Annotated in this window: 13 protein-coding genes; 6 read left to right on the forward strand and 7 right to left on the reverse strand. The window is 74.3% G+C overall.

Translation table 11 applies throughout. The features are described 5' to 3' along the window. Positions 1-73 precede the first annotated feature (73 nt). The 3 genes from ACFVVL_RS10495 to ACFVVL_RS10505 form a co-directional block, all read right to left on the reverse strand. On the reverse strand, positions 74-676 hold the full coding sequence (locus ACFVVL_RS10495; protein WP_380298219.1) for a DUF6891 domain-containing protein: 603 nt from the start codon (positions 674-676) through the stop codon (positions 74-76). Positions 677-798: 122 nt separating this feature from the next. After that, the gene (locus tag ACFVVL_RS10500) at positions 799-1,344 is read right to left on the reverse strand and encodes an FHA domain-containing protein (RefSeq protein WP_387673196.1); all 546 of its coding nucleotides are present in this window, start codon (positions 1,342-1,344) and stop codon (positions 799-801) included. 1,109 nt (positions 1,345-2,453) lie between these two features. Beyond that, positions 2,454-3,014: a DUF1697 domain-containing protein gene (locus ACFVVL_RS10505; protein WP_387673199.1), complete on the reverse strand. Its 561-nt coding sequence runs from the start codon at positions 3,012-3,014 to the stop codon at positions 2,454-2,456. Between the two features lie 68 nt (positions 3,015-3,082). Here ACFVVL_RS10505 and ACFVVL_RS10510 point away from each other — a divergent pair, with 68 nt between their 5' ends. Continuing rightward, entirely contained in the window at positions 3,083-3,553 is a 471-nt protein-coding gene (locus tag ACFVVL_RS10510; RefSeq protein WP_380298225.1) for a pyridoxamine 5'-phosphate oxidase family protein, read from the forward strand. Between the two features lie 57 nt (positions 3,554-3,610). On the opposite strand, the gene ACFVVL_RS10515 is transcribed toward ACFVVL_RS10510, so the two are convergent. Beyond that, positions 3,611-3,967, reverse strand: coding sequence for an arsenate reductase family protein (locus ACFVVL_RS10515; protein ID WP_380298227.1), 357 nt, complete (start codon positions 3,965-3,967; stop codon positions 3,611-3,613). A 176-nt stretch (positions 3,968-4,143) separates the two neighbouring features. Between ACFVVL_RS10515 and ACFVVL_RS10520 the strand changes: the two genes are divergently transcribed. Continuing rightward, the gene (locus tag ACFVVL_RS10520) at positions 4,144-5,361 is read left to right on the forward strand and encodes a cytochrome P450 (protein ID WP_380298229.1); all 1,218 of its coding nucleotides are present in this window, start codon (positions 4,144-4,146) and stop codon (positions 5,359-5,361) included. Positions 5,362-5,415: 54 nt separating this feature from the next. Here ACFVVL_RS10520 and ACFVVL_RS10525 read toward each other — a convergent pair whose 3' ends face one another. After that, the gene (locus tag ACFVVL_RS10525; RefSeq protein ID WP_387673204.1) at positions 5,416-6,060 is read right to left on the reverse strand and encodes an exonuclease; all 645 of its coding nucleotides are present in this window, start codon (positions 6,058-6,060) and stop codon (positions 5,416-5,418) included. Between the two features lie 87 nt (positions 6,061-6,147). Then, positions 6,148-7,035, reverse strand: coding sequence for an LLM class flavin-dependent oxidoreductase (locus ACFVVL_RS10530; RefSeq protein WP_387673207.1), 888 nt, complete (start codon positions 7,033-7,035; stop codon positions 6,148-6,150). A gap of 441 nt (positions 7,036-7,476) precedes the next feature. Here ACFVVL_RS10530 and ACFVVL_RS10535 point away from each other — a divergent pair, with 441 nt between their 5' ends. Genes ACFVVL_RS10535 through ACFVVL_RS10550 form a run of 4 tightly spaced genes read left to right on the forward strand, consistent with a single transcriptional unit; the run spans position 7,477 to position 12,279 of the window. Beyond that, positions 7,477-8,937 (forward strand): NAD(P)/FAD-dependent oxidoreductase, encoded by a 1,461-nt coding sequence (locus ACFVVL_RS10535; protein WP_387673209.1) that lies wholly within the window; start codon positions 7,477-7,479, stop codon positions 8,935-8,937. Beyond that, a complete protein-coding gene (locus ACFVVL_RS10540) occupies positions 8,934-10,352 on the forward strand; it encodes an aspartate aminotransferase family protein (RefSeq protein WP_387673212.1) in 1,419 nt (472 codons plus the stop codon). The genes ACFVVL_RS10535 and ACFVVL_RS10540 overlap by 4 nt, the downstream gene beginning before the upstream one ends. Then, complete coding sequence (locus ACFVVL_RS10545) at positions 10,349-10,804, forward strand: hypothetical protein (protein WP_380296768.1); 456 nt, start codon at positions 10,349-10,351, stop codon at positions 10,802-10,804. Before ACFVVL_RS10540 ends, ACFVVL_RS10545 begins: the two co-directional genes overlap by 4 nt. Then, the gene (locus ACFVVL_RS10550; RefSeq protein ID WP_387673216.1) at positions 10,801-12,279 is read left to right on the forward strand and encodes a GMC family oxidoreductase N-terminal domain-containing protein; all 1,479 of its coding nucleotides are present in this window, start codon (positions 10,801-10,803) and stop codon (positions 12,277-12,279) included. The genes ACFVVL_RS10545 and ACFVVL_RS10550 overlap by 4 nt, the downstream gene beginning before the upstream one ends. 117 nt (positions 12,280-12,396) lie before the next feature. Here ACFVVL_RS10550 and glnA read toward each other — a convergent pair whose 3' ends face one another. Further along, the gene (gene glnA, locus ACFVVL_RS10555) at positions 12,397-13,809 is read right to left on the reverse strand and encodes a type I glutamate--ammonia ligase (RefSeq protein WP_380296772.1); all 1,413 of its coding nucleotides are present in this window, start codon (positions 13,807-13,809) and stop codon (positions 12,397-12,399) included. Positions 13,810-13,965 lie beyond the last annotated feature (156 nt).

The following is a 13,965-nucleotide window of genomic DNA, read 5'->3' on the forward strand; positions in this document are numbered from 1 at the left end:
GCGCTCACCCGTGCCGGACCGGTCCGGCACGGGTGAGCGCAGGTGGGCACGGGTGCGGGAAGGCGTGCGGAGGCTACTCCGGCAGGCGGTTGAGCCAGGTGATCGGCGTGACCGCGATCGCCGTCTCCGGCGAGCCGTCCCACTCCACCGGAAGCCCGGCCGCCGCCAGCGCCGCGGCGACCTCCCGCCCGACCTCGGCCGTCCGCCGCACGGCCGCTTCCGTCGGCTCGTCCGCCACCTGGAACCCGCCGTACCGCAGCATCAACGCACCGCCCTCGGCGGCCCGTTCGGTGTCCTGCTGGTGGAAGAACACGAAACCGCGCGAGTCCGGGGCGGCCTCGCCCCCGATCTCGGCGTAGCCGCAGTTCGCGCAGCAGGTGAAGTCCATCGCGGCGACGATGCCCAGCTCCTCCAGGGCGTCGAAGGCGGCCTCCAGCCGGTCGACGTCGGTCGTCTCCGGCCAGGCGGCCTGCTCCTGCAGACGCTCCCGCCACAGCGGAGCGACGATCCGCTCCGCCTCCTCCAGCGTCAGTCCCTGGTCGTCGAGGTCCTCGACCAGGGACTCCGCTATCTCGTCCGGCTCCTGGAAGCCGCACCGGATCAGCTCACGGGCCCGCTCCTCGGCGTCCCGCAGTACCTCGGCGGCAAGGGTGCTGTGCACGGTGTCCTGGTCCATGTCCGCATCCAAGCACCCACCACTGACAGTCCGGCCCGCAACCGCAACCGCAGCCGCAGCCGCAGCCGACCGTGCGTCCGCCCGGCGCCCGCCCCGCAGGGTCCCGCCCCGACGGCGGCGGGTCACGCCGGGGCGAGCCGGAACTCCAGGTTGCCGAACCGCACCTGGTCGCCCGGCCGGACCCGCACCCCGCCGACGATCCGGTAGCCGTTCACATGGGTGCCGTTGGTCGACCCGAGGTCGTACAGCACCCAGCCGTCGCCCTCCCGGCGCAGCTCGGCGTGCTGCCGGGAGACGGACGCGTCGTTCAGCCGCAGTCCCGACCCGGGGATCCGGCCTATCGTCAACTGTCCGGCCCCGGCCTGCGGGAGGCTCAGGCCGGGCAGCCGCTCGGCCCGCCAGGCCGCGCCCAGCCGCACCCCGAACGACGAGACCCGGCCGACCGCGCGCAGCACGAAGCGCCCCACCGGGTTCCCGGCCGGAAGGTCCGCCATCACCGCGTTCAGTTCGGCGCGGCTGCCCGCGTGGAGCACGAGGTCCAGCCGCCCGAGAAAGGTGTCGTGCGACAGCCGGCCGTTCCCCGCGCCCTCCCGCAGCACCCCGAGCGCCTGTTCCCGCTCGGCCTCGGACGGCCGGACCACCCGGGTCCGGTTCTCACGCGACATCATGGACCGATTCTCGGCCGCTCCCCGCCGGGCTGTCCAGGTTCCGCGGGCCGCCGTCGCAGCGCGAAGCCGGCGCCCACCGCCGGCCGCCCGGCGTCCGCCCGTGCCGCCCCCGGTGTGCCGAACGCCGTGGAGTCGAACCGGAACCGCTCCAGCTGCTCGGTCCGCTCCACGGCCGGCCGCCACGGTCCGGCTCCGCCGGGCGGCGGCACCGCGAGGTGGACGACCGCCGAGGCGGGCCCGTCCGGGTCGTGGCCGTGACCGGCGAAGCGGACCGGCAGCAGCCGCACCGACGCCCGCACCCGGCCGGCCGGGTGCCTCGCCCACGTACCGGTGCGGCCGGGCGGGCTCCGTGCGGCGGGCTGCTCCGCGAACCAGCCCGCCCAGGGGCCACCGCCGCGTGCCGCCCAGCGCTCGATCAGGGCGCGCCCGCCCGCCCCGCCCGGACCGATCCGGGGTGCCGCGCCCCCGGATGTCCGGCACCGCGCGTTGCACGAGGACCGCCGTCGGCCGCTGCGCTCCGCCGAACCGGCCGGACCGGGCGCTCAGGGGGGGCGCAGGTGCCGGTCCTGGAGGGCCAACGAGGCACGGGCCGCCCGCAACAGCCCCGTCCGCGTCCACCCGCCGTTCCAGCGGCCCCGGCCCGTCCGCTCCTGGCCTGTCCGCTCCCGCCTCGAACTCGGCCGCCGACACCTCGTCCAGTGTCAGGACGATCCTCGGCGCCGGCCGGGCCCTCCTCGGACGGCCCGCACCTGTGCGGGACCTCGCCGTCCAGGGCCGCGCACAGCCGCGTGCCGGACCGTTTCACATCCAGCCGCAGCGGGCGGCAACGGGATGGGTCATAGCCGTCCACGGCCGTCCCCGTCAGCGGCCCCGCCGTATCCCTCGGCCGGTCCGGGTGCCCGGCCATCCGCCGCAGTCCGGCCCGTGCGGCCGGCTCGCAGCGCACGATCGTCGCGCGGTCGAAGGTCCGGTCGTCGGCCACCGCCTCCGCGACCCGGGCGAACGCACGGCCGAGCAGGGCCGCGCAGGCGTGCAGCGCGGACCGGGCCAACGGGGCCTCCGGGCCTCCGAGGGGAGTCCGGTTCCGGGGACGGCCGGTTCCCGGGAGGTCAGGCCTTCCGCGCGGCGGCCAGGATCTTGGCCGTGGTGTGCAGGAACCGCGAGGTCACCGAGCCCCGGTAGGACTTCCCGAAGAGCGCACCGCTGGTGACCCACTTGCCGTCCTTGAGGTGCACCACGACGTACGCGGTACCGGGGTCGGCGCCGATCACCTCGTAGTCGCCCTTCGGCGAGGTGTACGGGACCGGGAAGTCGGCGGGCAGCGGCTCGGAGAGGAAGTTCACCGTGAGCCGCACGTCCGGGGTGACCTCGACGCCAGCGAAGGGCTCGGCGTCCAGCACCGCCTGGACCTCGTCCGCGGTGCGCAGCAGCACCGGCACCGGGTAGCCCAGCTGCTCATCCAGATGGCGCTCGATCCGCCCGGTCAGCGCCGCCCGGCCCGCCGCGTCGGTGGCCGCGGCGGTGAAGAAGACGTTGCCGCTCTGGATGTAGGAGCCGACGCGCTCCAGACCGAGCTCGCCGAACAGCGCCCGCAGGCGCTCCATCTTCACCGTCCGGCCGCCGACGTTCACGGCCCGCAGGAAGGCGATGTAGGTGATGCTGGTGGTCATCGAACCAGTGTGGCACCGGGCACCGACACCGGACAGCGGTCGTCGGTGCCCGGTGCCACACTGGCACCATGACCTCCTGGCAGGATTTCGAGCACGAGGCACCGGACCTGGCCCCCGCCGTGCGGGCCCGCTTCGAGGCCAACAGGCACCACGTCCTGGCGACGCTCCGCAAGGACGGCTCGCCCCGGGTGAGCGGCATCGAGGTGGAGTTCCTCGGGGCCGACCTGATGCTCGGGTCGATGGACGGCGCGGTCAAGGCGCAGGACCTCCGCCGCGACCCCCGCTTCGCGCTGCACAGCAACCCGAGCGACGAGACGCTGGCCGACGGCGACGCCAAGGTGTCCGGCCGGGCCGTCGAGCTCACCGACGCGGCGGACCGCGCCGCCTACGAGGCCGAGCTGCCCGAGCCGCCGCCCGGCCCGTACCAGGCCTTCCGGCTGGAGCTGGAACAGGTCGTGCTGACCACCGTCGAGGGCGACACGGTGCGGATCAGCTCCTGGCACCCGGGCGAGCCGGTGCGGCACTTCGAACGCCGCTGACGCGGACGCCGCCGGGGCCGGCCCCTCCACGGGTCCGGGACCCCGGCGGTCCGGGGCCTACGGCAGGACGGACTTGAGCGCCTCGGGGGTGCGGGCGACCACCGCGTGCCCGTCGTCCGCGGTGATGATCGGGCGCTGGAGCAGGATCGGGTGCTCGGCCATCGCCGCGAGCCAGCGCGCCCGGTCGCCCGCCTCCCGGCCCCACTGCTTCATGCCGAGGTCCTTGGCCACCTGCTCGTCGGTCCGGGCGATGTCCCACGGCTCCAGGCCAAGCCGCTCCAGCACCTGCTCCAGCTCGGCGACGCTCGGCGGGTCCTCCAGGTAACGCCGCACGGTGTACGTGACGCCCGCGCCCTCCAGCTCCTTCAGCGCGGTACGGCACTTCCCGCAACGCGGGTTGATCCAGATCTCCATCCCACCACCCTACCGACCGGCCCCGTCCGGCCCCGGCGTGCTCGCCGCGCGCCGCTGCCGCCCGGCCGTCCCGCCCCACCCCGCCCGTTCCGCCGCCCGTTCCGCCGCCCCGGGAACTCCCTTCCGTCCACCAACAGTTGTCTGTGCGGGAGTCGGATCCACGGAGGGGAAGCCGGATGGACGGCGCGTCGATCATCGAGCAGCTCATGACCACCGAGGGGCGGTTCGACCCCTACCCGCTGTACGCGCGGGCGCACGAGCTCGGCCCGGCCGCCCCGGCCGGCCCCGGGGTGGTCCTGGTGGTCGGCCACGCCGCCGTCAACCAGGTGCTGCGCAACCCCGCCTTCGCGCTGGAGGACCCCCGCGCCCTCGCCGCCGACCAGCCGGAACTGCTCGCCCACCCCTCCGTCGGACTGTTCGGGCGCTCGATCCTCCAGCGCAACGCGCCCGACCACGGCCGGGTCCGCTCGCTCATCGCCTCGGCCTTCAACGCCCGCCGGGTGGCGGCCCTGCGGCCGGCGATCGAGGCCACGGTGGTCCGGCTGCTCGGCGAACTGGCGGACCGGGGCGCCGACGGCTCGCCGGTGGACTTCATGGACGCCTTCGCCTTCCGCCTCCCGGTCGAGGTGATCTGCGAGCTGCTCGGGGTTCCCGCCGCCGACCGTGACCGCTTCCGCGGCCTCGCCTCGGACCTCACCATCGCCCTGGAACTCATCCAGGACCTCGGCGAGCTGGCCGCAGCCGACCTCGCTGCCGTGGAACTCGCCGCCTACTTCGAGGAGTTGACCGCCGAAAGGCTGGCCCGTCCGACCGGTGACCTGGTCAGCGACCTGGCCCGGATCGCCGCCGAGTCCCCGGACCGGATCTCCGGCGAGGAACTGCTGAGCAACCTCGTCCTGCTCCTGGTGGCCGGTTTCGAGACCACCACCAACCTGCTCGGCAACGGCCTCGCCCTGCTCTTCCGCCACCCGGAGGCCGCCGAGGGCCTGCGCACCGGCGCGCTCGACCCCTCGCTCTTCACCGACGAGGTGCTGCGCTACGACTCGCCGGTCCAGGTGACCTCCCGGATCGCCGCCGCACCCGACCTCGCGGTGGCCGGCCTGCCGACCCCGCCCGGCACCGCGGTCTTCGCCCTGCTGGGCGCCGCCAACCACGACCCGGCCCGCTACCTCCGCCCGGACCGTTTCGATCCCACCCGCACCGACAGCCAGCCGCTCAGCTTCGGCGGCGGCGCGCACTTCTGCCTCGGCAGCCAACTCGCGCGCCTGGAGGCCGGCATCGCCGTCCCCGCGCTCCTCGACCGCTTCCCGCGGCTGGCCCCCGGAGGCCTCCCCACCCGCCGCGACCGCCTCGTCCTGCGCGGCTACGAGACCCTGCCCGTCACGATCCGCTGACCGCCGACGCCCCGATCCGACCGCCCTGATCCGACCGCCCCGATCCGCCGACCGTCACGGACCGCCGACCGTCACGGGCCCGTCCCACGCCATCAGGTTGGCGAACAGCACGGCCTGCTCCCGGGCGTCGTCCAGGGCGTGGTGGGTGTGGGGGAGGCCGGGGAGCAGCTCCGCCGGCATCGAGCGCTTGCCGATCCCGGCGAACGGCACGCCCGCGCGCGCCGCGTACAGCGTCTTCATGTCCAGGCAGCCCGAGTGGCCGAAGGGGCTGGAGCCGGTGAACCGGACCAGGTACCAGTGGAGGAACTGCCAGTCGTAGACGGCGGGGTAGCCCACCATCACCGGCCGGTACCGCCGCCCGTCCGGCCCGGTGCGCACCTGGTCGAGCCAGCGGGTGAACCGGTCCATGGCGAGCGCCGGATCGGTGCCGCCGGCGAGCAGCGCCGCGCGGTCCAGCCCCGAGACGGCCAGCGCCTCGGGCACCCACGCGTCGGAGACGGGCCGCAACTCACAGTAGAAGCCCGGCGCCCGGCCGTCCCGGGGCGACGGCCGGAAGCCGTCCGCGTCGTGCCACCCGGCGACCACCGCGCCGAAGCTCAGCATCGAGTAGGGGCCGGGGATCGGACCGTCCGCCTCGACGTCCACCGACACGTACACCGTCGGCGTGATCTTGCGCGCCGCCCCGCTCCTCGTCGCCATGCGCCAAGTCTGGTGCCCCGGACGCCGCCCCGGCCACCGGGTTTCGCCGGGAGGGACCGCGCCCGGTCGAACCGGACGGTGGCACCCTCAGCCCCGCCGCCGGGTCCCGCTCGGAGGGCCGGACCCGATCCGGGCGCGGACGAGGCCGACCGGGCCCCGGAACCAGCCCAGCTTCTCCACCCACCAGGTCAGGCCGGCCGCCCGGTACGGGGCGACGACCAGCGCGTCGTCCTCCCGCCGGACCCCGGACGTCCGGCCCTCCATCACGACGTCGAACGGCCCGTTCCGGACGCCCTGGTGGGCGCGGACGTAGGAGACCACGGCCTCCAGGTCGGCGGGAGGCATCATCTGGGTGTGCCCCACCCCCGCCCGGGTGGGGAAGACGCCGTCCCAGCGCGCGGCCCGCCGCATGGGACGCCGCGAGGGCCAGGTGCCCGCGATCCACACCGGGATGCGAGGACGTTGCGGGCTCACCGGCTGGAAGGCGAGGTCCGTGACCGTGAACCAGCGGCCGTGGAAGGTGAACGGCCGCCCCGCCCACAGCCCGTCGAGGACGTGGAGGGCCTCGTCCAGCTTCTCCGCACGCACCCGCGGGTCCGGATCGTGGCCCAGCGCCCGGAACTCCGCGGCGGAGGACCCCAGACCGGCGCCGAAGACCAGCCGTCCACCGCTGAGGAGGTCCAACGCGACGGTCGCGCGGGCGACTTCGGCGGGGCGCTTGAGGGCGAGCACGCTCACCATGACGCCGAGCCGCAGGCGCTCCGTGTCGGCGGCGATCGCGGCGAGCGTGGTCCACGAGTCGGTGACGTGCTCGTCCGGGTGTTCCGCGACCTGGCCGTCCCAGAGGAAGAAGCCGTCCCAGCCGGACCGTTCGGCCAGCACCGCCAGTTCGCGCAGCAGGCGCGGATCCGCGTACTCGCGCCTGTTGGGCAGTCCGACGGCGTAGCGCAGCGGCTGCGGTGGCGTGGCGTCCATCGGTCCTCGCCCTCCCGGTCCTTCCGGTCCTCCCGGCCTTCTCGATCGCTTCCCGGTCGCCTTCCTGATCGGACACGACGGCCGCCGACGCGACCGGTTCCCGCCTCGATGATGTCGGCCGCGCGACGGCCGGGGCAACCGGAGCGGCCTCGCTCCGGTCGATCGCAGCAGGTCAACGGCCCTTCCGCAGGCCGGGGGCCGAGCGCGGTGCTAGCGTCTACTGGGAGCCGGAATCGCCGGCGGCGGTTCCGGTGCCCTCCCCGCGGCGTCCCCTCCGGCGGGACGGCACGCCACCCGGCCCCCGGCCGCCGCGGGTCGTGACGGGGCGCAGAACGCCTCCGATGCCGGCGGGGCCCGGCCCGCGCCGCCCGCACCTCCCCCCCACCTCCCCGACCCATCCCCTTCGGACGGCACGGCACCGGAGGGTTCGAAGGGAGCAGCATGTCCGAGAACAGCGCGGCCCCGGCGCCCGGCGACGAAGTCCTGGTGATCGGCGGCGGGTTCACCGGCCTGGCCGCTGCCCACGAGCTCGCCCGGGCCGGGGTGGCCTGCCGGGTGCTGGAGCGTGAGCCGTACGTCGGCGGCCTGGCAGGGTCGTTCGAGGCCGGGGGAGCCCGGCTCGAACGCTTCTACCACCACTGGTTCTCCTCCGATCTGGAGGTCCGGGGGCTGTGCGCGGAACTCGGCTGCTCCCACCTCCTCCAGCCGCACCGGACCCGGACCGGCGTCTACTACGCGAACTCGGTGTACCGGTTGTCGAGCCCGTGGGACGTGCTGCGCTTCGCGCCCCTCCCGCTGCCCGACCGGGTCCGGCTGGGCTGGTCCGCGGTGCGTGCCCACCGGGTGAAGCACTGGCGGGACCTGGAGGGCCTCACGGCCCGCGAATGGCTGCTGGACCTGAGCGGACCGCGGGTCTACGAGACGGTCTGGCGACCGCTGCTGGAAGGCAAGTTCGGCCAGTACGCGACCGAGGTGGGCGCCACCTGGATGTGGACCAAGCTCCACCTGCGCGGCGGCAGCCGGTCCCACAGCGGCCGCGAGGTCCTCTACTACCTGCGGGGTGGCTGCGCCGCCCTGCTGGACGCCTGGGTCGCGCGCCTCTCCGAGCTGGGCGTGCGGATCTGCACGAGCACCCCGGTGCGGCAGGTCCTGACCGACGACCGCGGGGTGTGCGGGGTCCGCACCGGGAGCGGCGTCCTGCCCGCACGGCGGGTCCTGGCCACCACGGCACCGGATCTGCTCGCCGGCCTCCTCGCCCCCGCCGCCACCGGACCGCCGCCCCATCCGGACGTGCCCGCCGTCCGCCGGCGCCTGTCCGCCATCCCCTACCTCGCCAACCTGTGCCTGGTGCTGCAGAACGACCGGTCCCTCTCGGACACCTACTGGCTCAACGTCACCGACCCGTCGTTCCCCTACGTCGGCGTGATCGAGCACACCAACCTGGAGGCCTGTGACGCCTACGCCGGGAGTCACCTGGTCTACCTGTCCGCCTACCTTCCGACCAGCGCCGAGCTGTACCGGATGGACGACGACGCGGTGTTCCGCGCGAGCCTTCCGCATCTGAGCCGGATGTTCCCGCAGTTCCACCGCGACTGGGTCCGGCACTACTACGTCTGGCGGGCCGACCACGCCCAGCCGGTCGTCACCCCGCACTACTCCGAGCGCATCCCGGCGATGGAGACCGACGTGCCGGGGCTCTACCTGGCCGGCATGGCCCAGGTCTACCCCCAGGACCGGGGCACCAACTACGCCGTGCGGCAGGGGCGGCACGTCGGCCGCCTGATCGCCGACCGGATGCGCACCGCCCCGCGCACCGCCCCGCGCACCGCCCCCGGTCCACGACCTCCCGGCGCCGGGCCCGGCGCCGGTCCGCAGTCCGGCCCCGAGGAGGGGACGCCATGAACTCCCTGATCAGCGCCGAGGATTGCGAGCGGATGCCGGTCGCGCGGGTGCACGAGCTCTACCGCCGTCATGTCAGCCGGGGCCAGGTGACGCTGCTCTCCGCCTTCGGGTTCGGCCGCGACGTCGTGGACAGCGCCTCGGGCTGCTGGATCACCCTGCGCGACGGGCGGCGGGTGCTGGACTTCACCGGCGGGATCGGCGTGCTGAACCACGGCCACAACCACCCCCGCATCCTGGCCGCCCGCCGACGCTTCCAGGAACTCCGGCGGATGGAGGTGCACAAGAACTACCTCTCGCCGTACGTCGCCGCACTCGGGCACAACCTCGCCCAGCTGCTGCCCGCCGACCTGGACGTCAGCTACTTCCCCAACTCGGGCGCGGAGGCCGTCGAGGGCGCCCTCAAGATGGCGTACAAGTACCACCGAGGCCATCGCGGCACCGTTCTGCACACCGACATTGCCTTCCACGGCAAGCTGCTCGGCGCCGGAAGCCTGACCGCCTCGCCGGAGGTGCACTTCACCTTCCCGCGGATCCCCGGCACGGACGCCTTCGCCTTCGACGACCTCCCCTCGCTCGAACTGGCCCTGGAGCGGCACACCACGCCCGAGGGCGGGAGCGACGTCTACGCGCTGGTCCTGGAACCCTTCAGCGCTTCCAGTCTCCGCGCGTGCTCGGAGGAGTTCCTGCGCGAGGCGCGCCGGCTGTGCACCGAGCGCGACATCGTCCTGATCTTCGACGAGGTCTACACCTCCTGGGGCAGGACCGGTTCGCTCTTCCACTTCATGCGCCACCCCGGCCTGGTCCCGGACGTCGTGACCACCTCCAAGTCCTTCGGCGGCGGCAAGGCGTCCATCTCCGGCTACGTGGCCAGGGAGCCCGTCTTCCGCAGGGCCTACGACGCGCTCCCCGACGCCACCCTGCACAGCACCACCTACTACGGGTTCGGGGAGGAGACGGTCACCGCGCTGGAGGCCGTGGCGATCGCGGTCGAGGACGACTACCCGGCCAGGGCGCGCCGCCTCGGCGAGCGGCTGCGCCGCGGCCTCACCGCCCTCGCCGCCGGCCACCCGCGCCTGATCGCCGAGGTGCGCGGCGCCGGCGCCCTCCAGGGCGTCGTGCTGCGCCACGGTCCGGCCGCCCTGGACCACGCGCTGCGCCTGCTGCCGTCCTCCTTCGCGCGCGACCCGCAGGCCGGGGCCAAGCTGGCCACCGCGGCCGTGGTCGCCGCCCTCTACCGCGACCACGGCGTGCTCACCTACTACGGCTCCAACCACGACCTCCCCCTGATCGCCGCACCTCCCCTGGTGGCCGAGGACTCCGACCTCGACCTCTTCCTGGCGGCCCTGGACGCGGTGCTGGCCAGGGGGATGCCCCGTCTGCTGGCGGGCCTGGCCAGGGAGAAGGTCACCGCATGAGCTCCCCGGCCCGCATGAGCTCCCCGGCGCCCCGCCCCGCACCGCCCGCCGAAGGCTTCCGCACCGCGCGGGAGCACCGCCGCCTGCGGGCCTGGGAGCGGCGGGTGCGCTCCGCCGGGCTCCCGCCGCTCTGGGCGGACCGCTGCACGGCGCTGTCCGAGCCGTCCCGCCAGGCCGCGGCGGTCCGGCACACCGCCGCCACCCTGGCCGCCCTCCCGGGGCCGTACCGCTCGGTGTTCGCCCTGCTGATGCGGGTGCTGCCGGTCGCCGTCCTCCTCGTGGACCCGACGGGCCCGCTGCGGGGCACGCCGGACCGGGCCCGCCGGCAACGGGTCGCCGACCGGCTGTCCGCGGTGCCCGGCTGCGCCGAACTGCTCAGGGTGAGCCTCGTGTTGGCCCTGCACGGCGCACTGGACGGGCCCTCCACCACGCCGCGGCAGGAGCTCCGGTGAGCGGGACCGTCCGCACCGTCCGCTGCGACGCCCTGGTGATCGGCTCGGGGGCCGGAGGCAGCGCGGCGGCCCTGGAGCTCGCCGGCGCGGGCCGGGAGGTCCGCGTCCTGGAGGAGGGCCCGCTCGTGCCGCAGGCGCGGATCACCCGGGCGTCCCCGGCGGAGAACCTGCGGCTGCTGTACCGCCAGGGCGGTCTGGTGCCCATCCACGGCGCACCCACCATCCCCTTCGGGGAGGGGTGTTGCGTCGGGGGAACCACCGTGGTCAACGGAGGGCTGTTCTGGCGTCCTCCCGAACACCTGCTGGAGTGCTGGGCGTCCGCCGGCGTCGACGGCTTCCGGGCCCGTCACCTCGCCCCCCACCTGGCCGAGGCGGAGCGGCGCCTCGGGGTCGCCGACCAGCCGCCGGGGCGGGGGAACCGCGACTCGGTGCTGCTCGCCCAGGCGGCCGACCGGCTCGGCTGGCGCTGGGCACCGGCCCGCCGGGCGGTCCGGGGCTGCCGGCACGCAAACCGGTGCGTCACCGGCTGCCCCACCGGGGCCAAACAGAGCATGCTGGTGAGCTACCTGCCCGCCGCCGAACGGCTCGCGGCGGTCGTCGAGCCCGACACCCGGGTCGTCCGGCTCGAACACGACGGCACCCGGGTCACGGCCGTGCACGCCCTGCGCGACGGCCGACGGCTGCGCTACCTGCCGCGGACGGTGTTCCTGGCCGCGGGTCCGATCGGCAGCGCGCTGCTGCTGCGGCGCAGCGCCATCGGCGGGCGCGGCCCGGGCCGGGCCATCGCGTTCCACGTCAACTTCCGCACGGTGGCGCGGTTCGCCGAGTCCGTCCGGGCCACCGAGGGCACCATCTTCACCGCGCAGCTGCAGGAGTTCGCCGACCGGGGCGTGCGGGTGATGCCCGCGAACCTCACGGCGGGGTCGCTCGCGGCGGCGCTGGCCGCCCACCCCGCCGGGACCGTCGACCGGGTGCTGGCCCAGCTGGACCGGATCGCGGTCTACACGACCCAGGTGAGCGTCCGGGGCACCGCGCGGCTGCTGGCCGTCCCGGGCCTCGGGGCGGTCCTGCGGCACCGCCTGACCGGGAGCGACCGGGACCTCCTGCGCTGCGCCTTCCGGCACACCGCCGAACTCCTCCTGGAGGCCGGTGCGGTCGAACTGCTGCCGCCCGCACCCGCCGGGCTGACCACCGCCGCGCAGACGGCCGACTTCGCGCGGCACGGCCGGCCCGAGAGCTGGGACCTGATCTCCGTCCATGCCATGGCGTCCTGCCCGATGGGCCCACCCGCCCTGGGCGGAGTGTGCGACGCCCAGGGCCGCCCGCACGGCTTCACGAACCTGCGGCTGTGCGACGCGAGCGTGCTGCCGGGCGCCACCGGTGTCAGCCCGCAGGAGACCATCATGGGCTTCTCCCACCTGATGACGGCCCGCTACCTGGAGCGGCCCGCCGGCCGCCTGCCCGAGCCCGCCTGAGCGGCCTCGCCCGGACGGCACGACCGACGCCGGCCGCCGCTTCCGCGGGCCGGCGCCGTGCCGGCCCGCGGAAGCGGGAGGAGTCCGGCCCGCGTGCCCGCGGGCCGGCGCTGCCTCCTACAGGTCGTAGTAGAGCTCGAACTCGTGCGGGTGGGGGCGCAGGGCGATCGGGGCGATCTCCTGGGTGCGCTTGAAGTCGATCCAGGTCTCGATGAGGTCCGGGGTGAAGACGTTGCCGGCGAGCAGGTACTCGTGGTCGGCTTCGAGGGCCTCCAGGACGGCCGGGAGGGAGGACGGGACCTGGGGGACGTTGGCGTGGTCCTCGGGGGCCAGTTCGTAGAGGTCCTTGTCGACCGGCTCCAGCGGTTCGATCTTGTTCTTGATGCCGTCCAGGCCCGCCATCAGCATGGCGGCGAAGGCCAGGTACGGGTTGGAGGAGGGGTCGGGGGCGCGGAACTCGATGCGCTTGGCCTTGGCGTTGGACCCGGTGATGGGGATGCGGATCGCGGCGGAGCGGTTGCGCTGGGAGTAGACCAGGTTGACCGGGGCCTCGAAGCCGGGGACCAGGCGGTGGTAGGAGTTCACCGAGGGGTTGGTGAAGGCGAGCAGCGACGGGGCGTGCTTGAGCAGGCCGCCGATGTAGTAGCGGGCCGTGTCGGAGAGGCCCGCGTAGCCCTGCTCGTCGTAGAAGAGCGGCGAGCCCTCGGTCCACAGCGACTGGTGGACGTGCATGCCCGAGCCGTTGTCGCCGAAGATCGGCTTCGGCATGAAGGTGGCCGTCTTGCCGTTCCGCCAGGCGACGTTCTTGATGATGTACTTGAACAGCATCAGGTCGTCGGCGGCGTGCAGCAGCGTGTTGAACCGGTAGTTGATCTCCGCCTGGCCGGCCGTGCCGACCTCGTGGTGCTGGCGCTCGACCTCCAGGCCGGCCCGGGCCAGCTCCAGGGACATCTCGGCGCGCAGGTCGGCGAAGTGGTCGACCGGCGGGACGGGGAAGTAGCCGCCCTTGTACTTGACCTTGTAGCCGCGGACGTCGCCCTCGGTGGAGCCGCTGTTCCAGGCGCCGGCCTCGGAGTCGATGTGGTAGTACGAGGCGTTGGCGCTGGTGTCGAACCGGACCGAGTCGAAGACGTAGAACTCGGCCTCGGGGCCGAAGAACGCGGTGTCCGCGATGCCGGAGGAGGCGAGGTAGGCCTCGGCCTTCTTGGCGACGTTGCGCGGGTCGCGGCTGTAGGCCTCGCCGGTCACCGGGTCCTGGATGAAGAAGTTGATATTGAGGTGCTTCTCCTGGCGGAACGGGTCGAGCCGGGCGGTGGCGAGGTCCGGGACGAGGGCCATGTCGGACTCGTGGATGGCCTGGAAGCCGCGGATCGACGAGCCGTCGAACATCAGGATCTCGGACGGGTCGAACGTCGCCGCGGGTACGGAGAAGTGCTGCAAGACGCCCGGCAGGTCGCAGAAGCGGACGTCGACGAACTTCACGTCGTTGTCCTGGATGAACTGCTTCACTTCGGCGGCGTTGTTGAACATCCATCCTCCTCGGTGTTGCGAATGGGGCTCACCCTAGGAACGGGCCGTTTCCGTCCGGTGACCCACTCGTTTCCTGAATGTTAACCGCCACTGCCGGGCGGGTGGCAAAGCCGTACGGGGCTGGACAAAACGCCCTGCCGGGCCAGGCGGGGTCCC

It is taken from the genome of Kitasatospora sp. NPDC058115 (genome assembly GCF_042884635.1).
In the GTDB taxonomy this organism is placed as follows: domain Bacteria; phylum Actinomycetota; class Actinomycetes; order Streptomycetales; family Streptomycetaceae; genus Kitasatospora.